This is a genomic window from Pseudomonas sp. PME37.24/025 (genome assembly GCF_055556615.1).
In genome coordinates this window covers 1-21,233 of sequence record NZ_JBVHNK010000026.1, presented here as the reverse complement: position 1 = coordinate 21,233, position 21,233 = coordinate 1, and the positions used below count along the sequence as shown (strand labels likewise).

The window sequence follows — 21,233 nt, the reverse complement described above, 5'->3', positions numbered from 1 at the left end:
AGTGTCCACGTATTTTTAAGTGGAGAACATCGCCCTTATCGCGGGGATCGGGTAGGTGACTTTGGCGGACGGTTACATTCAACGGGCAGCTTCAGGTCGTTTTCTGCCTGGCACGACTAACCGATTTGGGTCGGTTAGCAACCACCACGCACTGTGACTGATCCACCCTTGTCCTCCCTCAACCTGGAGGACAAGTCATGAGCACTATTGCTTCATATCGCCATCAGCCTTGGAACAAGGGAAAGCTTGTAGGGCAGAAAGCCCCGCTCCGAGTCAGAGATATCTGGGCCATCCGGGTCAGACTCCAACTCGCGGAGAAGACACGGGATCTGGCTCTCTTCAACTTGGCCATCGACAGCAAACTGCGCGCCTGTGACTTAACCAAGCTGCGACTACGAGACATTGCGCATGGGGAGCATGTGTCGTCACGGGCCATCGTGATGCAGCAGAAAACTCAGCATCCAGTGCAGTTTGAAATTACTGAGCAAACACGAACGGTTCTGGAGGCTTGGATGCATCAGGCCCATCCTCGCAGTGAGGACTTCCTGTTCCCGACCCGGTTGCATGGCTCAGATCATCTCTCCACCAGACAATACGCTCGAATAGTCAAAGCATGGGTAACAGCCATTGGACTTGACCCGACGATGTACGGTACTCACACGCTACGGCGAACCAAGGCATCGTTGATCTATCGCAGGACAAAGAACTTGAGAGCAGTCCAACTCTTGCTTGGTCATACGAAGCTCGAAAGCACTGTCAGGTACTTGGGCATCGAGTTAGATGATGCTCTAGAAATGGCAGGGCAGACAGAGGTCTAATCGTCCACTGCGACGGCCTGGGCCAGACCGTCGCTATCCGACCCAAACCGGTCGGTCGTGGCGGGCAGGAGTTGGCCAATAGCGGGTCCTCAACCAAATGGCAAACGGCCAATAACCTGGCTTTGACCGTACGTCGAACGCCTTCGCAATTGCGCTGGACTGACTCCAAGGCGTTGTTTGAAAGTGGTCGTCATGTGCGCTTGGGAGTTAAAGCCGCAGGTGAGTGCGATCTCCGACAGGCTGGAGGTCGAATCGCTCATCGATGCTCGGGCCTTGGCCAGGCGTCGGTCGATTAGATAGCTATGAGGGCTCTTGCCCGTTGCGTTCTTGAATGCGCGCATGAAATAACCTTCGGACAATTCAAGCAACCCCGCCATTGCCTGTATACCCAGTGGTCCGTCGAGGCCAGCATCTATGAATTCATCGAGCAGGCGCATCCGGCTGCCGGTTATAGAGCCTTGGGGCGGCGCCGACGACGTTTCGATGCACTCCGCCCGTTCAGCCAATGCGAGTGCCCAGGCTTCACAGTCGTCCTCCACGGAGGCCTGCAACAGCGCGCGGCGAATTCTCAGGGCGAGGTTAACGGCTAGCTTATCAATGCGATTGTTGAATGCCCGGTCACCCAGCAATGAAATACCGTCGGTGCGCATGACGCGCAGGTATTCACCGCCCTTGGGGGACTCGGACAACACATCACAGCCAGCGGGGACGAACGCCAGTCCATTGGGCATGGCATCGAAGGGGCGCACTCGGTCGCTGCCAATGGCGTGCAAGCCTCGTTGGCTGTCGAAGGCAAAGCCAATCACCGCTTGGGTCGCTACATATCGGGTCGCGTAGGCGGCGCCGGGTAGCAATTCGATCGCCCACGGCCCGGCCTCGACACGACGAATCGGTTCAGGTACGAGCGAGGGCTGCAGACGGTTTCGAAGGCTCATGAACACCATAGTAGTGAAGAGGGGGCGTAAAAGTCAGGTCAGTTTTTTGAAAGCCGGCGTGACGAGCCCATGCCTAGACTGGGAAAAGCCTCAGGAAGACAACTCATGCATAAACTGACTCGCGACGATCTCGAACAAGCTGCCCGCCACGTATACCAAGTCATGCCTGCCACCGCCCAATACCCTTGGCCGTTGCTGGCTGAGCGGTTAGGTTGCACTGTCTGGGTCAAACACGAAAACCACACACCTACAGGCGCTTTCAAAGTGCGGGGTGGCATTACCTTCTTGCACTGGCTGCGGCGCGAACACCCAAGCGTGAAGGGCATTGTCTCCGCTACGCGCGGCAACCATGGTCAGAGCCTGGCGTTGGCGGCAAGCACGCTGGGTTTGAGGGCTTTGATTGTCGTGCCGGAAGGTAATTCGCTAGAGAAGAACAATGCCATGCGCGGCTTTGGCGGCGAAGTGGTTGAGTGTGGTCGCGATTTCGATGAGGCCCGTGAAGAGGCCGCGCGTCTGGCACAGGTGCATGACCTCTACCTGGTGCCGCCGTTCCACACCGAGTTGGTCAAAGGTGTGGCCACGTATGCGCTGGAACTGTTCATCGCTGCGCCGGATCTGGATACCGTCTACGTGCCGATTGGCTGTGGATCGGGGATTTGCGGGGTGATCGCCGCCCGCGATGTGCTGGGCCTGAACACCCACGTGGTGGGCGTGGTTTCCAAAGAGGCAGCGGCGGCGAAGTTATCATTTGAAGCTGGGGCAATATGCGAGACCGCTTCGGCAAATACCTTTGCTGATGGCTTGGCCGTGCGTAAGCCAGTTCCCGATGCCTTCGCCATCTACGGGGCCGCTTCGGCGCGAATCGTCTCTGTCAGCGAGGGCGAGATTGCCGAGGCCATGCGCGTGTATTACACCGATACCCACAACCTCGCTGAAGGGGCAGGCGCGGCAGCGCTGGCAGCGCTCATTCAGGAGCGTGAAATGATGCGGGGTAAAAAGGTGGCTGTGATTCTGTCCGGCGGGAATGTTGACCGGTCGGTGTATGCGAGCGTGATTGCGAGCTGATTACTCCAACCCGCCTCGCGACGTGGCCAGAGCTTCAACTCTGTTTCTGATCTGAACTAACGCTGACTGGAACAGCCTGTGACAGGGTTCAGGAAAATCAAGTTTGAGACTGGGACCCCATAAGCCCGTCGATAAACGGTGCTTTCTGTGCCAGATATTCACCTATGCCGCCGGTGTTGCTTGCTTCCAGTTCAAGTTTTAAGTCTTGATACTGCTGGCGAATCACAGGGGCGTCCCTGAGCAGGTCACGAAAACGGAGCATTCTTTCGATTTGACCGTGGCCGGTGATACAAACGTGGGCCTTATGTGTTCGCACACCATCAACATCGCGACGATAAAAATGGTGTCCTGCCGACAGATCGCTTCCCCGTGCGTACCCTAGTTCGCGCATGACATTGTCTCGGGAGGATTCGTTTCGATGCTCCGCAACCTCGACCAGGAGGTCGATCTCTGGCTTGGCTGCAAGCCCGGGAACGGCGGTACTTCCAACATGATGGATGGCAACAAGCTCAGTGCCAAACGCCTTCGCGATCTGCTCTTTGGCACTAGCGAAGAGCGCGGGCCATCTACTGTCGTAGGGGGAAATCTTGCTGGTTAGCGCCATGTGCTTCTTCCTACCGTTTGTCAGGCGTACAAGCCATACCCTGCCGCGATGATCAGCGGAGAAACCAGCAGCGTTGCCCAGAACCCCGATTTTGGAACAGCAATGACGCAAATGATCGAGATCATCAGCACATAGATGCCAACAATTTTAAGTAGCGCGAGATCGCTAACTGCTACGGCGTGAATCGCTGTATGTCCTGCGAGCATAAAAAGCGGCCCCAGCAGGGTAAACCAGAGGGCAGTACGCCGATCCTCGTGCGCTCTGAACTGGTCAATAAAGCCAGAGTCTACAGCGGCGGCGAATGCTGTTTTGAACTTGATAATACCGAATGGAATATGGAAGGCGCCCAAGGCGAACAGCGTCCATGCGACGATGTTTGACATATTTTATTTGCTCCGAAACGGTAAGGTTGGATAAGTGCCTAACGTTTGGGGCCGTCTTTAGCCGGTCCCGAGCGAGCTCAGCGAGCGGCTTGAGCGGCATGTTAGGCTGCGTCACCGATGGCGCGCCAGCCGTAAATACTTGATGACTCAAAGCTGCGGAGCAGGCCGCCTGGAGACTTGCTGGGCCGGAGAGGTAGGTAGCGACTGCTGAAGGGGGGGACCGAAGAACACAGAAAAAGCCTGGTTCAGACTCGACCTGTTGCAACGCCATGCTTGGACAGCGACTAGACTTTTTGCACTGACCCTCGTCTCCCAAGGAGATTTCTGTGAGCGCCGCTGCTCTGTCCGAACTCGATGCCGCTTTGCCCGGTTTGGCCCGTAAGATCCGCGTGCTGGATGCCCTGGCCTGGCCGGATGGGGTCGAGGAAGTATTTTTGGCGCGTTGGCGTGCCGGGCATGCAGAACTGCCCAGGGTCGAGCTGCTCCCGCGCGAGCACAGCGCGGACATCGCCGCCCTGGAGGCCTTTACCGACCGCTGCGATGAGGGGCATCCGGCCGGGCGCTACCTCGCCATGACGGCGCGTAGCTATGCCACGGCCGGGCGCATGCTGGGTGCCATTGGCACACCTGCTTTCACTCAGTATTCGTCTGCGCTGTACCGGCGCCCGGACTTCTATTACCCACGCCTGAAGCTGAGCATGCTGGACGCGGCCCAATTCTTTCTCAAGACCACCGACGCGCTTCTGGGCGGTGCCCGGATTCCACCGAGCCCGGCCGAAATTCCGGCTGAAACCTTCGCCGCCTGGATGCAGCCGGAACTGGACAGCTTCTTCGGCCCGGGCCGGATCACGGTCGTGCTCGATCCCACCCTCGCCGCCAAAGCCATCGCCGGGTCGAGCCGCATCCGTTTGCGTGCCAGCGCCTTGTTCTCGGAACTGGACAAGAGCCAGTTATTGCAGCATGAGGCTTTCGTGCATGTCGCCACGGCACAAAACGGCGCGCTCCAACCCAACCTGAAAAGCCTGGGCCTGGGGGCGCCACGCACCACCCAGACTCAGGAGGGCATTGCCACCCTGGCCGAGCTGTTCACCGGCAGCATGGACATCAACCGCCTGCGCCGCCTCGCCCTGCGCGTGCTCGCGGTCCAGCAGGCGCTGGATGGCGCCGATTTCATCCAGGTATTCGAAGGTTTTCTCGCGGCCGGTCAGTCGCAAGAGGAGTCCTTCCGCTCAACCCAACGGGTTTTTCGCGGCGCCGACCTGCACGGTGGTTCGGCATTCACCAAGGATGCCGCCTACCTGACCGGTTTGCTCGGCGTCCATACCCTGCTGCGCATCGCGATCCGCGACAACCGCCCGGAACTGGTGGGCCATCTGTTCGCCGGGCGCCTCAGTCTGGGTGATACCGTTCGTTTGGCTCCGCTCTTCGAGTCCGGCTGGCTCCAGGGGCCGGTTCATATCCCGGCCTGGGCCGCCGATCTGCGTCGGCTCGCCGCTAATCTTGCCTTCTCGGCCTTTATCGCCCAGATCAAATTGGATGTGCTCGATCTGGAGGTGCTCATGGCCTTCGCAGACGAGCATGAAGCCGATGCCAGTGCCTTGGCTTGAAGGCTGCTCCTGTGCCGCTCGCATTTACATAACAGGCAGGTGTGTCCGCTCCAGGCCGAACGCTACCCTCAGCCAACACTAATCAGTCGAGCGAAGATTCCGGTTCGTCCAGATGATCGATGTGCTTGAAGCGCTCGACCAGAAAATCGATCAGGCTGCGCACTCGCGCCGACAGGTGCAACTGTTGCGGGTAAACGGCATAGACATCGGCGCGGGTCGGTGTCTGATCCTCCAGTACCAGGCGCAAGCGCCCACTGCGCACGTAACGGGCGATGTCCCATTCGGCTCGAAGCAGAATCCCGTAACCTTCCAGCGCCCAATTCAGGGCCACTTCACCGTCGTTGCAGCCTAACGCGCCGCGCACTTTGATGTTTTGCGTGCGCCCGCCGTTGGTGAAGCTCCACACGCCGTAGGGCGTTTCGTTTTGTCTCAGGAAGATGCAGTTGTGTTGTTGTAAATCCGCCAAACGTTGCGGCACGCCATGTTTTTCCAGGTACAGCGGCGAGGCGCATAGCAGGCGGCGATTGGATGCGATCTTGCGGGCATGGAAGGCCGCGTCCGGCAGGGTGCCGAAACGAATGCCCAGGTCAAACCCGTGAGTCGCCAGATCCAGCGGGTGATCGCTGATTTCCAGCTGGATTTCCACCTCCGGGTACTGCGCGAAGAATGCACCCAATGCGGGGCCGATGTAGCGCCGACCGAAGCCCAGCGACGCGTTGACGCGAATCAGGCCTTTAGGGGTTGCCCGGCTGCTGCTGAGCAACTGCTCGACCTCATCGATCTGCGTCAGGATGCGGGCGGCATGGGAAAAATACAGTTCACCTTCCGAGGTCAGACTCATTGAGCGCGTGGTGCGGTTGACCAGGCGGATGCCTAGTCGTGCTTCCAGCGCGGTCAGGCGTTTGCTCACCGCCGGCGGTGTTACGCCCAGCTCTCGAGCCGTCGCCGCCAGGCTGCCCTTGTTGGCCAGCAGGTAGAAAAAAGACAAATCCAGTGTCTGGCTCATTGGTAACTCAAATTCATCTATGTAGTGATTTGGAGTAACTCACGCTCATTTGCTCACTACATATACTCCGTTCACACACCGCTTGGACAGTCCGGTCCGACGGGAACAACAAGAACGTAACGAGAGTGGGGTTGACCAATGAGCGCATACAAAATTGCTGCGGTGCCAGGTGATGGTATCGGTGTTGAAGTGATCGCCGCAGGCGTCGAGGTACTGCAAGCCTTGTCGAAGAAATCCGGTTTCGAACTGGATTTCAAACACTTCGACTGGAACTCGGATAACTACCTTAAAAACGGCTACTACATCCCGGAAGGTGGCCTGGAAGAGCTGAAAACATTCGACGCTATTTTCTTTGGTGCTGTCGGTGCGCTCAACGTACCGGATCACATCTCCCTGTGGGGCCTGCGTCTGCCGATCTGCCAAGGCTTCGACCAATACGCCAATGTGCGCCCGGCTCGCGTATTGCCAGGGGTAAAAAGCCCGCTGCTCAATGGTGATCAAATCGATTGGGTCGTAGTGCGTGAAAACTCCGAGGGCGAGTACTCCGGCAACGGCGGTCGCGTTCACCGGGGCCTGCCTGAAGAGGTCGCCACGGAAGTGTCCGTGTTCACTCGTGCCGGGGTCGAGCGTATTCACCGTTTCGCCTTCGAACTGGCCCGGAGCCGTCCTCGCAAGCACCTGACCATGGTCACCAAATCCAACGCTCAGCGTCACGGCATGGTGTTGTGGGACGAGATTTTCTACGAGGTCGCCAAGGATTTTCCGGATGTGAAGATCGACAAGGAACTGGTCGACGCCGTGACCACGCGCATGGTGCTTAAACCGTCGACGCTGGACGTGATCGTCGCCACCAACTTGCACGCCGACATCCTGTCCGATCTGGCCGCCGCATTGTCCGGCAGCCTGGGCATTGCGCCGACCGCCAACCTGAACCCCTCACGCAAATTCCCCTCGATGTTCGAACCGATCCACGGCTCGGCCTTCGACATCACTGGCAAGGGGGTCGCCAACCCGATCGCGACGTTTTGGACAGCGGCGATGATGCTCGAGCACCTGGGCGAGCCAGCCGCTGCGAAGCAGTTGATGTCGGCCATCGAAGCGGTGACTGAAAGCGGTCTGCATACCCCGGATCTCGGCGGTAACGCCACCACCCGGCAGATCACCGATGCCGTCATCGCCTTGATCAACCGCTGAAATTTTCCAGCGATTCAAAGTAGTACTGCGGCACAACGCCAAGGGGCGGATCACTGAGTCCGACCCCTTGGCATTTCCTGACAACAATAAAAAATCAGGGCCCTGTCATGAAAAGAATATTTGGCAAACTCTACGTACAAGTGCTCATCGCAGTCATCCTCGGCGCCATTGTGGGGGTGTTCGTTCCCGAAACCGGAACAGCGCTCAAACCCTTGGGCGACGCGTTCATCAAATTGATCAAAATGCTGCTCGCACCGGTAATCTTCCTCACGGTGGTGACGGGTATTGCACGTATGGAGAACATGAAAGAGTTGGGGCGTGTCGGCTTTCGTGCGCTGCTCTATTTCGAAGTGGTCTCCACGCTGGCGCTGGTGGTCGGCCTGGTCGTGGTCGATGTGTTCAAACCCGGCGCGGGCATGAACATTGATGTCGCCTCGCTGGATACGTCCAGCCTGGCCACCTACACCACGGCGGTGAAGCATGCGTCGTTCATGGATTTTGTGATGAACATCATCCCCGACACCATCGTAGATGCCTTTGCCAAGGGCAACGTTCTGCAAATATTACTGTTCTCCATTCTGCTGGGTGTTGCCCTGGCGCATGTCGGACCACGCGCTAAGGTGTTCGTCGACACGCTGGATAGTCTGATGCAGGGGATGTTTCGTATCGTCAACATGGTGATGCGTCTGGCCCCCATTGGCGCTTTCGGAGCGATTGCCTTCACCATCGGCAAATACGGCTTCGGCTCGCTGTTCTCCTTGGGCAAACTGATGGCTTGCGTGTACCTGACCTGCGCGGTGTTCGTGATCTTCGTGCTCGGGCCGATCTGCCGCTACAGCGGTTTCAGCCTGTGGAAGTTTCTGAAATTCATCAAGGAAGAACTGTTCACCGTACTGGGCACCAGCTCTTCGGAGTCGGTGCTGCCGCAAATGATTTCCAAGATGGAAAAGGCCGGTGTTTCCAAACCCGTTGCCGGGATGATCATTCCCTCGGGCTTGACCTTTAACCCGGATGGCCAGGCGATCTACTACACCATCGCTGCCATCTTTATCGCGCAGGCAACGAACACCCCGCTGACCCTGACTGATCAGTTGATCGTACTGGCGGTGCTGATGTTCACATCCAAAGGCTCGGCGGGGGTGACCGGTTCTGGATTCATTATTCTGGCGGCAACGTTATCGTCCCTCGGCACCATTCCGGTGGCGGGCATGGTGCTGCTCTTGGGCGTCGACCGGTTCATGTCGGAAGCGCGCGCGATCACCAACACCATCGGCAACGGCGTCGGGACAATGGCCATTGCCAAATGGGTGGGGGCGCTGGACACGGTAAAGATGCACAAAGCGCTTAACGGGGAGGGCGTAGAGGAGACGCGCGAGAGGGTTCAAGCGGACATTATTGCTGTCCCTTCATCGACGACCAGTACCCGGTTGCCGGATTTCAAAAGCGTTTCTCAGGGGTGATATTTCTGGGGAGGGACGCTACATTTTGCTGTTCCTGGGGTCGTCCGCCGGGTTGACGTAGGTGATCCCCCAAGGCCCCGTGCCGTGGAGTTGGAGTACGGTTTCCTGTTCTCGACTGGCGCCGTACATCGACATTCCGACGGGAATGATCAGGGTGTCACCCGGTTGATAGGCCTTGGCACGTGCCGGATCGAATTTATCTCCGGTGGCGAAGTAGAAGATGCCCGAGATTACGGTTACGCGTTCGGTCACAGGATGGGTATGCACGCCGATTTTTGTATTTGCTGGCAGCTTCAAGCGCAGGGTGAAGGGTTCGGCGGCTTTCAGATTTCCTTCAATCACTGCAATCATTGCGCCGGGCCCCACAGCCGGAGCGGCTTTCCACTGGAGTTCGGATGAGGTGGCGGCAATAAAACCTGTTTCCTCGGCCAAGGCGGTAGATCCCAAGGAGGCTGCGCTGAGCAAGGCCAGCAAAACAGCGACAGCTTTGTGGGCGCTCATCAGGGTTTCCTCGTGTCTGGGGCTGTGGGTGTATCGCAACAGAGGCAAACATCGCTTCAACACACAGGTGCAGAGCCTGCATGATCAAGTCGTATACGATGACGGTAGCCGAATGCTGGAGCGCGGATATACCCATTGTGAACAGTGCTATAACGAACAGGTATGTACTGTGGACTAGCTCGGCTCTGCCGGCGCAACGTGATGACCACCCTGAGGAGTGACAACCATCATGAAGAAGATCGACACAAAGGAAGACGAGGAGGGAGGCTCTCCCTCTGAGTTGATAGAGGCGAAAATCCAGGCGCTGAATGACTGGCGGGGCGAGACGCTCGCTCGGGTTCGGGCCCTTATCAAGCAGGCCGACCCCGACGTGGTCGAGGAGTTGAAGTGGAGAGGAGTTCCGGTGTGGTCGCACGCCGGCATTATCTGCACCGGCGAGACGTACAAGAATGCGGTGAAGATGACCTTCGCCAAGGGCGCCGCGCTGGAGGACCCTTCAGGTCTGTTCAACGCCAGCCTCGACGGCAACACCCGACGTGCCATCGATCTCCATGAGGGCGACAGGATTGATGAAGCCGCGTTGAAGACGCTGATTCGTGCAGCTGTGGCGCTCAATACGTCGACGTAAATTGTTCTATACAGCTAACTGATCGATTCCAGAGCTGTCGGATAAAAAATCGGCACTGTTTAGATCGATTATTTCTTTCGGTTATTTATATAGCGCTGGGTCGAATATCCGTAACTGCTAAAACCACGTCTTCGTTTTGTTTCTGTCTGTGATGAAGACGCTGTAGCCGCTATAGCAGACGGCGACGTCCCGACCACGCCACTAAATCGGTTTCAACATCAAATCCTGCTGCTTGGCCATCATCTTGTCGTCCCTTCGCCAGTCCTTAGAATCCGCCCCATCAGCTTCGTCCAACTATCGAATCGCTTAGGGAGTTACACCATGATGAACGCCATGCAGATGCCAATGCCGATGATGAACGCCAACATGCCGATGATGCCAATGATGGGCATGCCGATGATGATGGCGACCATGAGCTGCGAAATGATGGACGACGGCATGATGTGCAAAATGATGCCGGCCGCTGGTATGGACATGGCCATGTTCAAGAACAGCGCTGAAATGATGCAGATGATGATGAACTGCGGCATGCCGATGATGATGCACTGCGGCAACATGAGCATGATGTGCATGTCCCAGGCGAGCATGGCCATGCCGATGATGAACATGATGATGCCAATGCCGATGATGGGCATGCCGGTGCCGTCGATGAAGTGCGTGATGGAATGCACGATGATGGCTGACTGCATGATGTGCAAAATCATGCCGATGGCCGGCATGAACATGGACATGATGAAAAGCTGCTGCGATTTGATGATGAAAATGATGAACGATTGCAGCATGCCGATGATGATGAGCTGCAACGGCATGCCGCTGATGTGCTGCACCTGCTGATCCCTGACAACACAAAAAAAGCCCCCGCGACCTTACGGTTACGGGGGCTTTTTCATTCTGGCAGACACCGAAAGACTCCCTGTGGAGGCGGTCCTGTGTGGCGAGGGAGCTTGCTCCCGCTGGGTCGCGAAGCGGCCCCCCTTTATCTCCAAAAAGAGGGGACTGCTGCGCAGTCCAGCGGGAGCAAGCTCCCTCGCCACACAAGCCCGTTCCAACATTGGATGTTCATTGCTCTTTCAGGTGTTTAATCCAGGCGTTCCGGGTACGTCACCACCAGATACGCCACTGCCTCACTGTCGGCCGGGTTGCGATAGCGGTGGGGCTGGTCGGCGTAGAACAGGATCGAGTCGCCGGTAGACAGCAGGTAACGTTCATCGTTGACGCTGATCTCCAGCACGCCCTGCGACACCACCAGATTCTCCTGAACACCGGGGCCATGCCCCTCGCTGTGGTCTTCGCCCAACGGGCTCAGGCGCAGTTCGTAAAATTCCGATTGGCGTGCCACGTCAAACGGGAACAGGGCGCGGCTGATGAAGGCTCCATTGGCGCTGACCAGGCGTTTGCTCTCACGTGCCGACAGCACGGCCACACCTTCAAAGGCCCGATGCTCAAGAAAGGCGGCCACCGAGACCTTCAGGCCTTTGGCAATTTTGCACAGCACTTTGATGGAGGGCACGCTGCGTCCGGACTCGATCTGCGCCAGCATGGCCCGACTCACACCGCATTGCCGGGCCAGCGCATCGAGGGACAAGTGACGCTTGCCCCGCAGCCGTTGCAGGTTCTGTGCGACTCGCTCACAGTTCGGGTCTTCTTCCAGTGGCTCCAGATTATTCAAGTCCGTCACGGGCTCGTCTGCGCTCGCCAGAAATCGCGAGGGTTGCTGCGCGTTCATGCGTGACGGGTCTCGGTCGAATGGGTGGCCTTGACCCATTGATAGGCCTGTAAACCAGCGTTACGTGCATACATCTCCCACATGGCCCGTGCCCGATGCTGAGCCTGTTTGCGTTTGCGGTAACTGGCGAAGTCGATGAGGTTGTCTGTCGGATTCATGGGGCACTTCACTGTGGTGATCAATGACGGGATGAGCTGAGAGTACGTGGATATTTTTATAACTATAAATACTTATTTTGTATTTATTAATTCTATTTGGTTCTTATTGATTGCGACGTCAAAGCTGCTTCTTATCAACACATAGGCCCGACGCACCAGCGGGTTCACCGTGTTGGGCCGAATCCCTCTGGCAAAGCGTAGATCTTACTGCGCCGAGCAGATCCACCACACCGGCGAAGTGCCCAAGGCAATGTCGACGCGTTGATCGAGGATTTGCAGCGGCTATGGACTAAGGCCTACGTAGCAGAAGCAACAGCAGCGCCGCAGCCGCCAGCACCGCCCCGACAATGAAGGTGCTGGCCGAGCCCGAGGTCTCCCACAGCGCGCCGGCGAGCACGCTGGCGATCAACAGGCACACGCCACTGATCAGATTGAACAGGCCGAACGCCGTGCCCCTGAGATGTTCGGGCGCGGTGTCGGCGATCAGCGTCGCGAGAATCCCTTGGCTGAAGCCCATGTGCAGGCCCCACAGCGCCACGCCCGCCAGCATGGTCATGATCGAATCCGCTTGCGCCAATAACAGGTCCGCCAGAATCAGCAGGACTATGCCGACACACAGCACTTTGGTGCGGCTGATCCGGTCGGACAACCAGCCGGCCGGGTAGGCGGACACGGCATAGAGCAGCGACATGACCACCATCACCATCGGCACCCAAGTGGCCGTCAGGCCTGTTTGTTGCGCCTTCAACACCAGAAAAGCCTCGCTGAAACGGGCCAGTGTGAAGAGCCCGCCGACGATCACCACCCACCAGTAATCACGAGAAAAATCCCGCAGAACCTTCCAGTGAATAGGCGAGCGAAAGGTGCGTTCGCCAGCGGCAGCGGTCGGTTCTTTTACCCCGCCGACAATCAGCGCCACCGATATCACCGCCGGGATCACCGCAAACCACAACACCAGATGGATCTGCCCGAGCCAGAGCATCAGCACGATGGCCAGAGTCGGACCCAGAATGGCGCCCACGGTGTCCATCGACTGGCGCAGGCCAAAGCAGGCACCACGGATTTCGGCGGGTGCGATATCGGCAACCAACGCATCTCGCGGCGCGCCACGAATGCCCTTGCCGATGCGATCCAGAAAACGCGCGGTGAACACCACATCGACCGAGTGCGCGAGGGGAAAGAGCGGCTTTGACAAGGCGGCCAGACCGTAGCCCATCAACAGCAAGCCTTTGCGCCGGCCGATGAAGTCACTGATGGCGCCGGAGAAGATCTTGGTCAGCATTGCGGTCGCCTCGGCGATGCCCTCGATCACTCCGACGGTCAATGCGCTCGCGCCCAACGTCGTGACCAGAAACACCGGCAGCAGGCTGTGCACCAGCTCTGAAGACAGGTCCATGAACAGGCTGACAAAGCCCAGGGCCCAGACCATGGAGGGAATACGCAGCGAGGCCGATCCGGGTTTTGAGAGGTTGTCCATGCTGGTTTCCGGGATTGAATGCTCACCAATTGTTTATGTCGCCAACCCCAGCGATCAGGCTTTAAAGATTCTGACTCAAAAAGAGCAACGTATTGCCATGTGCCTCGACCGCCGCCCGCTGGTTATAACTGTCACGGTGCGAGCAGTTGAAGCCGTGTTCGGCTCCCGGATAAACCTCGATATCGACGTCGTCGTTGAACTCGAAACGCTCGGCGATTTGCTTCACGGCGTCGATGGGGATGTGACTGTCCTGTTCGCCGAAGTGCATCAGCATCGGCACCTTGATTTCACCGGCCCGATCCAGTTGGTTCTGAATGCCGCCGCCGTAGTAGGCGATCGCTACATCCACGAAACCGTTGGCCGCGGTGTTGTACGACAGCATGCCGCCGAAGCAGAAACCGATGGACGCGATTCTGCCGTCCAGCCCGGTATGCGTCTTCAGGGTGTCGATGGCCAGTTTGATGTCGGCCTGCGCTTTTTTGGTATCGGTGGCGTTCATCAATTCGACGGCGCGTTTCCAGCCGGCTTCGTCGTAACCCAGTTCGATACGGTGGCCGTTGCGCCAGAACAGATCCGGCGCTATCACCAGGTAGCCGTCGGCGGCGTATTGCTCGGCGACCGAGCGGATGTGCTCGTTAACACCGAAGATTTCCTGAATCAGCACAATCCCCGGACCTTTACGGGTATGGGGAATGGCCAGGTAAGCGCCGAAGGTGCCTTCGGCGCTGGTGATCTCGATCCATTGGGTGGTCACGCTCATGATGGCTCCTTTACATAAGTTGGGTGGGTTATCGAGACGCTGGCGTATCAGCGGAGACTGCGCCGCCAGAAGTATCGAGCCAACAGCGCGTCCACGCTGAGTTTGCCGGCCCCCGAGAGCAACAACGGCATGAGGGCTGCGAGGTAGATCAGCGGCAGTTTGAAGTTGCCATGGCCTTTATTGCTGATGGCATAACCCTGCGCAAGTTCACTCAGGGTAGACCAATCGGTCGGCCAGTGAACGGCAGCGGTCGCAACGATCGTGACCACAGTCAGAATAACCGCCGAAACCCGCGTTCCCAGGCCCACCAGCAGGGCGAGGGCGCAGATCAATTCGGCCCACATCGACAGTTTCCAGTTCAGCGTGGCCGGCACGTGGTTGAAGGGAAACGGGAAGTTGTTCTGGATGTCGGCGAACCAGTTCTGACCGTTCCATTTTTCCAGGCCTGATTCGAAAAACTCCCATGCGAGAAACACCCGCAAGGTCAGGGACGCGATCCAGCTGCCGGCACGGTCGAGGTTCAGGTGCAGGCCTTTGATGGCCGATGAGAGAGAAGTGTTCATGGGCTTGAGCTCCGGGGATTCATTGTGGGAGCGGACTGTGGCGAGGGGGCTTGTCGGAACGCCGCATCGCCCCGTTCGGCTGCGAAGCAGTCGTAAACCCGTTACATGCGGTTTAACTTTGAAATGCCGGGGCCGCTTCGCGACCCAACGGGGGCAAGCCCCCTCGCCACAGATCGCTCCCACAGGGGGATTGTTGGTGTTCTGGAGATTTCATTCGGTCAAAAGAGTGCTTCTGGCCGACCGTTTGTACTTCAACGCAATCTTGCCCAGCAGCCGAATGACGATTGCCGAAAACATCAGGCCGAACGGCAGGACGTACCAGGCGCTCATTGGGATTCGTTTGAAGTTGGAATAAGTGAACACCGCCGCAAGCACCCACATGCCGCTGACGTGCAGGGCTTTCCAGGCGTTGGGGCCGATCAGCCGCGCCGTGGTTTTGAACGAGGTCAGCGCCATCAGCAGGATGAACAGGTAACCGATTGAACCCGGGATGTTGCCAACCGTGGTGCGGCCGGGCCAGAACTCGGGGTTCAGTTGGCCATAGCTGTAAATCAGGATGGCGTGCACCAGGTGGGAAAACGCGAAGGCCATGCCAATGAAGCGTCGCTCGCGCACCAGCGATCGAGTGAAAGGCGAAGGCACCAGCACGGCGAAAGCGGACGCGGTGAACGCGGCGAGAAACAGTGCAAACGAAGTGCGTGCCGTGGCGCGAATGGCGCTGCGAGTGGCTTCCACCATGTCCGGGTTCAGCAGCAGAATCAGGCCGGTCATCAACAGCACCAGCAAGGACAGCAGGCCAAACAGCGACCAACCGTGGTAACGGGGAACCTGGGTCATCATGACAATACTCCTGAGCAAGGGCCGACCCGGTTTTGCCGGTGGTCAGCGGACGACAGAAGTATTTCAACCGGGTGTATGGTCGGTGTGTCTGAAAAGTCGCCCGATGCAAGTTGGTGTATCCCGGGCCGCGACAGATACATTCCCGTACAAAACTGTGATCCGGTGCCGACTTGGGGCGTCTAGCGACAGTGTCCCCGCAATCCCATGGGGCGAGACTTCGGAACCCGGCATGCAAGCGCTGTTGAACGAGATCCTTGACGCAGTCCGACCGTTGATCGGTCAGGGCAAAGTGGCTGACTACATTCCCGCGCTCGGCACAGTGCCGGCCAATCAGTTGGGCATTGCCGTGTATGGCAACGACGGCGAGTTGTTTTGCGTCGGGGACGCCGAGACGCCGTTCTCGGTGCAGAGTATTTCCAAGGTGTTCAGCCTGGTGCAGGCCATCGACCATTCCGGTGAAGCCATTTGGGAGCGCCTGGGCCACGAGCCGTCCGGCCAACCGTTCAACTCGCTGGTGCAGCTGGAATTCGAGCGCGGGCGCCCGCGCAATCCCTTCATCAACGCCGGTGCGCTGGTGATCTGCGACATCAACCAGTCACGTTTTGCCGCGCCGGCATTGTCGATGCGCGATTTTGTCCGGCGTTTGTCTGGTAATCCGAATGTCATGGTGGACGGCAAAGTCGCCGAGTCGGAATATCAGCACCGCGCGCGCAACGCGGCCATGGCTTATCTGATGCAATCGTTCGGCAATTTTCATAACGACGTCGAAGCCGTGCTGCGCAGCTACTTCAGCCATTGCGCGCTGCGCATGAGTTGCGTGGATCTGGCCCGGGCTTTCTGCTTCCTGGCCAACGACGGTTTCTGCAAACACAGCGGCGCACAGATCCTCAGCGCCCGCCAGACCCAGCAAGTCAACTCGATCATGGCCACCAGCGGGCTCTACGACGAAGCCGGCAACTTTGCCTATCGCGTCGGTCTGCCGGGCAAGAGTGGCGTGGGCGGGGGCATCGTTGCGGTGGTGCCGGGGCAATTCACGGTGTGCGTGTGGTCCCCGGAATTGAACGCTGCCGGCAACTCCCTGGCCGGCATGGCGGCGCTGGAATTGTTGAGTCAGCGGATTGGCTGGTCGGTGTTCTGATGGCCTGTCTTGACTAGCGCTCGATGACCGCTACCGTGAAGCAGGCATTCTTTGACTCACCCGAACGGGTGAAGGGGCGGGTGACTTCATGGTGAATTTCGGTTCCGCGCTTCTAGTCTTCAATGACCCGGACACTCATTTGCGCAAAGGGTTGTCTGCCGTGGTCCAGATAGGCGACACCCTGTGGGTCGCCAATGATGAATCCTTGAGCCTGGAGCGCTTCACCTTGCGTGAGCGCGTCGGTGCGGGCGAGTTTCTGTTTGACCAGCACAAACAATTCCCGTTGGCGTCCCTGTTGGCGCTACCTGTCATCCCGACGATTGGCGAAGAATTCGTTGAGGCAGACCTGGAAGGCATGAGCTACGACCGCGACACGGGGTATCTCTGGATTGTGGGGTCTCACAGCCTGAAACGGAAAAAGCCCGATAGCACCAAGTCTCTGAAGAAAAACGCCGAGCGTCTGGCAACTGTCAGCAGTGATGGCAATCGTTTTCTCCTGGCCCGGATTCCGGTGGTCGAAGAAAACGGGACGTTCACTTTGGTGAAGAGCACCGTTAGCGATGATCGAGTCGCCGCCCAGTTGGCCGGTAATCAACTGGGTAACGAATTGCTCGATGAACTCAAGGACGACGAGCATGTGGGGGCATTTCTGCACATCCCCGGTAAGGACAACGGATTCGATACCGAAGGCCTCGAGATCAACGGCAATCGTGTGCTTATCGGGTTGCGGGGGCCGGTGTTGCGTGGCTGGGCAATCATTCTGGAGGTCGAACCCGAGGACCATCCCGATGCTGCTCACACACTGACGCTGAAAAAAATCGGGCCCAAGGGGCGCAAATATCGAAAGCATTTTCTCCAGCTGGATGGACTCGGCGTCAGGGATTTATGCATCGATGGTGATGACCTGTTGATCCTGGCCGGGCCGACAATGAACCTCGACGGGCCTGTCAGCTTATTTCGATGGCACGACGGCGCCAGGCCAACAGACGAAAGTTTTGTCTTCAGCGAACAATTGACGCCGGTCCTGGAGGTTCCTTACGGGCAAGGAGAGAATAAAGGCTGCGATCATGCCGAAGGAATGACCTTTGTCAGCACCGCCGGCGTAGAAGAGCCCTTGCTGCTGGTGGTCTATGACGCGAACGCCGCGTGGCGCAGACAGGGGAGCAATCGCCTGGAGCAAGATGTATTTCGACTGGCGAAAAAGTAACCGCCACTGCACCCCCGGTGAATGACGCTCCGCGAATTTTGCTATACATTTTCCGACCGTCCCCCTGCATGGTGAAACCGTTTCATGTCTCTTGCGCTCGAACGTCTAGTTGCTGGCACGCCGATCCCTTTTGCCGGTAATCGTGTCACGGTCGTCAGCCCCGAGCTGGCGGCGCGCTTTCAGCCTGGCGACCATCTGCTGGTAGAGCAAGTCAGCGGCGAATTGCTGCTGATCCCGGTGGCGGACCAGCAAGCGGCGGCGGTCGCCATCGAGCGCGCTGAAGCGGCGTTCGCTGCGATGTCCAGCGTCTCGGATCACGCCATCAGCAAGTTCTTCGACCACTTTGCTCAACGCCTGGAAACCCCGGAATGCTGGGCCTTGATTGCGGCCGCCAATCTGGCCGACATCGAGCGCGCCAAGGCTCGCGGGCGATCCACCACGCGGTTGCTTGCCGATGAACGCATGCGCGGCGACATGATCGCCGGCCTCAGGGCCTGGCGCGATGCACCGGCCACGCGGGGCAAGGTCGTGAGTTGCGTCGAGCACGACGGCTGGAAAGTCGAGCAAGTGGTCTCGCCGCTGGGCATCGTCGCGTTCGTGTTCGAAGGCCGGCCGAATGTCTTTGCCGACGCCGCCGGTGTATTGCGCACCGGTAACACGGCGGTGCTGCGCATTGGCAGCGATGCATTGGGCACCGCTCAGGCCATCGTCACCCACGCATTGAACCCTGCATTGGCTGATGCCGGATTGCCGACCGGAGCAGTTTCGCTGGTGGAAAGCGTCAATCACGCCGCCGGTTGGGCGATGTTCGCCGACCGGCGCCTGTCATTGGCTGTGGCCCGTGGTTCGGGACGTGCGGTCAGCCAGTTGGGCAGCATCGCGCAACAGGCCGGCACCGCGGTCAGCTTGCATGGCACCGGTGGCGCGTGGCTGATCGCCGACAAGGACGCCGATGCCCGGCGCTTTGCCGCCGTGGTGCGCAACTCGCTGGACCGCAAAGTCTGCAACACCCTGAACGTTTGCCTGATCCACCGCGACCGCGCCCCCGAACTGGTGCCGCTGTTTCTCGACGCACTGCAACAGGCCGGCACCGCTCGGGGCCAGGGCTGCAAGTTGCATATCGTCGAGGGCAGCGAGCAGCACTTGCCAATTGATTGGCAAACCGCGAGCGTCGAGGTGTACCGCGCCGAAGGCTATCAGACCGAAGCGTTGGCCGAACCGCTGCCCGAGGATCAATTGGGTCGCGAGTGGGAATGGGAAGAAACTCCGGAAGTCAGCCTGAAGATCGTCGACGACCTGGACCGGGCCATCGCCTTGTTCAACCGCTACAGCCCGCAATTCACCGTGTCGCTGATCAGTGAAGATGCCTCGGCACAGGAGCGTTTCTACCACGCGATCAACGCGCCTTTTGTCGGCAACGGGATTACCCGCTGGGTCGATGGACAGTACGCGTTGAACAAGCCGGAACTGGGGCTTTCGAACTGGGAGAGTGGTCGCTTGTTTGCACGTAGCGCGATTCTCTCTGGCGATGGTGTGTTCACGATCCGTAGCCGCATGACGCAGACGGAGCTGTCGGTCAAACGCTGAGACGGCACTCCAGAACAGCCGGTGAGGGGACAGCCCTGATGCCTGAGTTAAAACACAGAACCTGTGGGAGCGTGGCTTGCCCGCGAAGAACGATAACGCGTAATCCCTGAAAAACCGCGGTGCATTTTTCGCGGGCAAGCCACGCTCCCACAGGGTTTTCGTCGCTCAAATTTCTTAACTTACCGAGATCAGGGCGGTCCCCCGACTGCAGACAACGGCCGCACTATACTTAATGTGTGTCCGTGTTCTGCGTGGGGACGGACAGCGCTCATCTGACTACGTGAGGGAGGGTTGCGCCATGAAACTTCATTCCTTTCAACATTACTCTCATGATCTGGAATCGGTCGTTCACGACGCATGGATTACCACCAGAGTGAAGTCGGCCCTGGCATTGGCCGACTCAACCCTTGGCCTGCATGTCCATGTCAAAACCCATGCGGGCAGGGTGGCATTGAGCGGCCGCGTCAACACTCACAGGCAGTGTGAGCATGCTGTTGCTCTGGCCCGCTCGGTTCATGGAGTCGTCGACATCGACGCCAGCGAATTGCTCACTCACGTGTTCACGCCGGGCAGTTTTTCAGAAGCGCCCAATGCCGAAGAGACCACTGAACGTCGGTCACAATCGTCTACAAAGATTGACGATAAATGACAGTGGCGAGCTTGTGAGTGTCACATTCCCGGTCGGGAACTGCGGACGGGCGTAGTCGCGCGCGTGCGCACTTTGTAACACTGCGCCAAGCCTGGCGCAGCTCGGGCGGGCGAGGCCTTCAGGCGGCCTGGACCGCTTGACCATACACCGCACAGGTGTCCGGGTGCTCGGCCAGCGAGACGAAGTTGCGACGGCTGGCATCCAGAGCATCGACCGAACCGGTCTCGATGTCATAAACCCAACCATGTAGATTCAGCAGGCCTTTTTCCTGGGCCAGACGCACGCTCGGGTGAGTCTGGATATTCGCCAGTTGGGCGATGACATTTTCCCGGACCATCGAACTCACCTTGGCGGCGTCGCTGGCATGAGGGCGGGCGTCGTTGATCACCTTGGCCGACTCGGCGTGTTGCAACCAGCCACTGACGGCGGGTAGGTGATCCATGCATTTGCACTGGGCGATGGCGGTCATGGCGCCACAGTCCGAATGCCCGCAGATCACGATGTCAGTCACACCCAATACCGCGACCGCATATTCGACCGTTGCCGACACACCGCCGGGATGCGGACTGTAAGAGGGCACGATATTGCCGGCATTGCGCACCACGAACAGTTCGCCGGGCTCTTGCTGGGTCAGCAGTTCCGGCACCACACGGCTGTCGGAGCAGGTGATGAACAAAGTGCCGGGATGCTGGGTGGTGGCCAGGTGTTTGAACAGGTCGGTACGTTGGACAAAGGCTTCGTTCTGGAACTTCAATAAACCTTCGATGAGGGCTTTCATGGCGGACTTCCTTGCAATGTATGAGGGGGGGCTAATGCCAGTGAGTTAAAACGCAGAACCTGTGGGAGCGGGCTTGCCCGCGAAGAATGCACCGCGGTTTTTCAGGTACTACGCGTCATCGTTCTTCGCGGGCAAGCCACGCTCCCACA

General features: G+C 58.5%; 23 protein-coding genes. 11 read left to right on the top strand and 12 right to left on the bottom strand.

Going from position 1 to position 21,233, the window contains the following annotated elements:
• Window positions 1-197: 197 nt before the first annotated feature.
• Window positions 198-818, top strand: coding sequence for a tyrosine-type recombinase/integrase (locus ACZ3HH_RS29160; protein WP_465809947.1), 621 nt, complete (start codon window positions 198-200; stop codon window positions 816-818).
• 89 nt (window positions 819-907) lie between these two features.
• Here ACZ3HH_RS29160 and ACZ3HH_RS29155 read toward each other — a convergent pair whose 3' ends face one another.
• Window positions 908-1,762, bottom strand: a complete 855-nt coding sequence (locus tag ACZ3HH_RS29155; protein ID WP_465809945.1) for a helix-turn-helix transcriptional regulator — start codon at window positions 1,760-1,762, stop codon at window positions 908-910.
• A 96-nt stretch (window positions 1,763-1,858) separates the two neighbouring features.
• Here ACZ3HH_RS29155 and ACZ3HH_RS29150 point away from each other — a divergent pair, with 96 nt between their 5' ends.
• Window positions 1,859-2,818, top strand: coding sequence for a threonine dehydratase (locus ACZ3HH_RS29150; RefSeq protein WP_465809943.1), 960 nt, complete (start codon window positions 1,859-1,861; stop codon window positions 2,816-2,818).
• Between the two features lie 97 nt (window positions 2,819-2,915).
• On the opposite strand, the gene ACZ3HH_RS29145 is transcribed toward ACZ3HH_RS29150, so the two are convergent.
• Both ACZ3HH_RS29145 and ACZ3HH_RS29140 read right to left on the bottom strand, forming a co-directional pair.
• Complete coding sequence (locus tag ACZ3HH_RS29145; RefSeq protein ID WP_465809940.1) at window positions 2,916-3,422, bottom strand: GrpB family protein; 507 nt, start codon at window positions 3,420-3,422, stop codon at window positions 2,916-2,918.
• A gap of 20 nt (window positions 3,423-3,442) precedes the next feature.
• Window positions 3,443-3,805 carry a DUF6463 family protein gene (locus tag ACZ3HH_RS29140; RefSeq protein WP_465809938.1) on the bottom strand — a complete coding sequence of 121 codons (363 nt, stop codon included), beginning with the start codon at window positions 3,803-3,805 and terminating at the stop codon, window positions 3,443-3,445.
• A 326-nt stretch (window positions 3,806-4,131) separates the two neighbouring features.
• Here ACZ3HH_RS29140 and ACZ3HH_RS29135 point away from each other — a divergent pair, with 326 nt between their 5' ends.
• Entirely contained in the window at window positions 4,132-5,412 is a 1,281-nt protein-coding gene (locus tag ACZ3HH_RS29135) for a flavohemoglobin expression-modulating QEGLA motif protein (RefSeq protein ID WP_465809936.1), read from the top strand.
• 82 nt (window positions 5,413-5,494) lie between these two features.
• On the opposite strand, the gene ACZ3HH_RS29130 is transcribed toward ACZ3HH_RS29135, so the two are convergent.
• Window positions 5,495-6,418, bottom strand: a complete 924-nt coding sequence (locus ACZ3HH_RS29130) for a LysR family transcriptional regulator (protein WP_063343356.1) — start codon at window positions 6,416-6,418, stop codon at window positions 5,495-5,497.
• Between the two features lie 138 nt (window positions 6,419-6,556).
• On the opposite strand from ACZ3HH_RS29130, the gene ACZ3HH_RS29125 reads away from it, so the two are divergent.
• A complete protein-coding gene (locus tag ACZ3HH_RS29125) occupies window positions 6,557-7,612 on the top strand; it encodes a tartrate dehydrogenase (protein ID WP_465809932.1) in 1,056 nt (351 codons plus the stop codon).
• 107 nt (window positions 7,613-7,719) lie between these two features.
• Window positions 7,720-9,072 carry a dicarboxylate/amino acid:cation symporter gene (locus tag ACZ3HH_RS29120; protein WP_465809930.1) on the top strand — a complete coding sequence of 451 codons (1,353 nt, stop codon included), beginning with the start codon at window positions 7,720-7,722 and terminating at the stop codon, window positions 9,070-9,072.
• Window positions 9,073-9,090: 18 nt separating this feature from the next.
• Here the strand turns inward: ACZ3HH_RS29120 and ACZ3HH_RS29115 are convergent, their stop codons facing one another.
• A complete protein-coding gene (locus ACZ3HH_RS29115; protein ID WP_447790068.1) occupies window positions 9,091-9,573 on the bottom strand; it encodes a cupin domain-containing protein in 483 nt (160 codons plus the stop codon).
• 229 nt (window positions 9,574-9,802) lie between these two features.
• Here ACZ3HH_RS29115 and ACZ3HH_RS29110 point away from each other — a divergent pair, with 229 nt between their 5' ends.
• Together ACZ3HH_RS29110 and ACZ3HH_RS29105 are read left to right on the top strand one after the other, a co-directional pair.
• The gene (locus ACZ3HH_RS29110) at window positions 9,803-10,201 is read left to right on the top strand and encodes a DUF1801 domain-containing protein (protein WP_465809928.1); all 399 of its coding nucleotides are present in this window, start codon (window positions 9,803-9,805) and stop codon (window positions 10,199-10,201) included.
• 321 nt (window positions 10,202-10,522) lie between these two features.
• On the top strand, window positions 10,523-11,035 hold the full coding sequence (locus tag ACZ3HH_RS29105; RefSeq protein WP_465809926.1) for a hypothetical protein: 513 nt from the start codon (window positions 10,523-10,525) through the stop codon (window positions 11,033-11,035).
• A gap of 244 nt (window positions 11,036-11,279) precedes the next feature.
• Here ACZ3HH_RS29105 and ACZ3HH_RS29100 read toward each other — a convergent pair whose 3' ends face one another.
• From ACZ3HH_RS29100 to ACZ3HH_RS29075, 6 genes are all read right to left on the bottom strand, one after another.
• Complete coding sequence (locus ACZ3HH_RS29100; RefSeq protein WP_465809924.1) at window positions 11,280-11,927, bottom strand: helix-turn-helix domain-containing protein; 648 nt, start codon at window positions 11,925-11,927, stop codon at window positions 11,280-11,282.
• Complete coding sequence (locus ACZ3HH_RS29095; RefSeq protein ID WP_465809922.1) at window positions 11,924-12,085, bottom strand: hypothetical protein; 162 nt, start codon at window positions 12,083-12,085, stop codon at window positions 11,924-11,926. The genes ACZ3HH_RS29100 and ACZ3HH_RS29095 overlap by 4 nt, the downstream gene beginning before the upstream one ends.
• A 289-nt stretch (window positions 12,086-12,374) precedes the next feature.
• Window positions 12,375-13,562: an MFS transporter gene (locus ACZ3HH_RS29090; RefSeq protein ID WP_465809920.1), complete on the bottom strand. Its 1,188-nt coding sequence runs from the start codon at window positions 13,560-13,562 to the stop codon at window positions 12,375-12,377.
• 61 nt (window positions 13,563-13,623) lie between these two features.
• Window positions 13,624-14,322 carry a dienelactone hydrolase family protein gene (locus tag ACZ3HH_RS29085; protein WP_465809918.1) on the bottom strand — a complete coding sequence of 233 codons (699 nt, stop codon included), beginning with the start codon at window positions 14,320-14,322 and terminating at the stop codon, window positions 13,624-13,626.
• Window positions 14,323-14,369: 47 nt separating this feature from the next.
• Window positions 14,370-14,885, bottom strand: a complete 516-nt coding sequence (locus ACZ3HH_RS29080; protein WP_465809916.1) for an HvfX family Cu-binding RiPP maturation protein — start codon at window positions 14,883-14,885, stop codon at window positions 14,370-14,372.
• 210 nt (window positions 14,886-15,095) lie between these two features.
• Window positions 15,096-15,725, bottom strand: coding sequence for a ferric reductase-like transmembrane domain-containing protein (locus ACZ3HH_RS29075; protein ID WP_465809914.1), 630 nt, complete (start codon window positions 15,723-15,725; stop codon window positions 15,096-15,098).
• A gap of 229 nt (window positions 15,726-15,954) precedes the next feature.
• On the opposite strand from ACZ3HH_RS29075, the gene glsB reads away from it, so the two are divergent.
• From glsB to ACZ3HH_RS29055, 4 genes are all read left to right on the top strand, one after another.
• Window positions 15,955-16,863 carry a glutaminase B gene (gene glsB / locus ACZ3HH_RS29070; protein WP_258621718.1) on the top strand — a complete coding sequence of 303 codons (909 nt, stop codon included), beginning with the start codon at window positions 15,955-15,957 and terminating at the stop codon, window positions 16,861-16,863.
• A gap of 88 nt (window positions 16,864-16,951) precedes the next feature.
• Window positions 16,952-18,070 carry a DUF3616 domain-containing protein gene (locus ACZ3HH_RS29065; RefSeq protein WP_465809912.1) on the top strand — a complete coding sequence of 373 codons (1,119 nt, stop codon included), beginning with the start codon at window positions 16,952-16,954 and terminating at the stop codon, window positions 18,068-18,070.
• 84 nt (window positions 18,071-18,154) lie between these two features.
• Entirely contained in the window at window positions 18,155-19,657 is a 1,503-nt protein-coding gene (locus ACZ3HH_RS29060) for an aldehyde dehydrogenase family protein (RefSeq protein ID WP_465809910.1), read from the top strand.
• 298 nt (window positions 19,658-19,955) lie between these two features.
• Entirely contained in the window at window positions 19,956-20,306 is a 351-nt protein-coding gene (locus ACZ3HH_RS29055) for a BON domain-containing protein (protein ID WP_460146386.1), read from the top strand.
• Between the two features lie 118 nt (window positions 20,307-20,424).
• Here ACZ3HH_RS29055 and ACZ3HH_RS29050 read toward each other — a convergent pair whose 3' ends face one another.
• Window positions 20,425-21,084 (bottom strand): carbonic anhydrase, encoded by a 660-nt coding sequence (locus ACZ3HH_RS29050; RefSeq protein WP_465809907.1) that lies wholly within the window; start codon window positions 21,082-21,084, stop codon window positions 20,425-20,427.
• Window positions 21,085-21,233 lie beyond the last annotated feature (149 nt).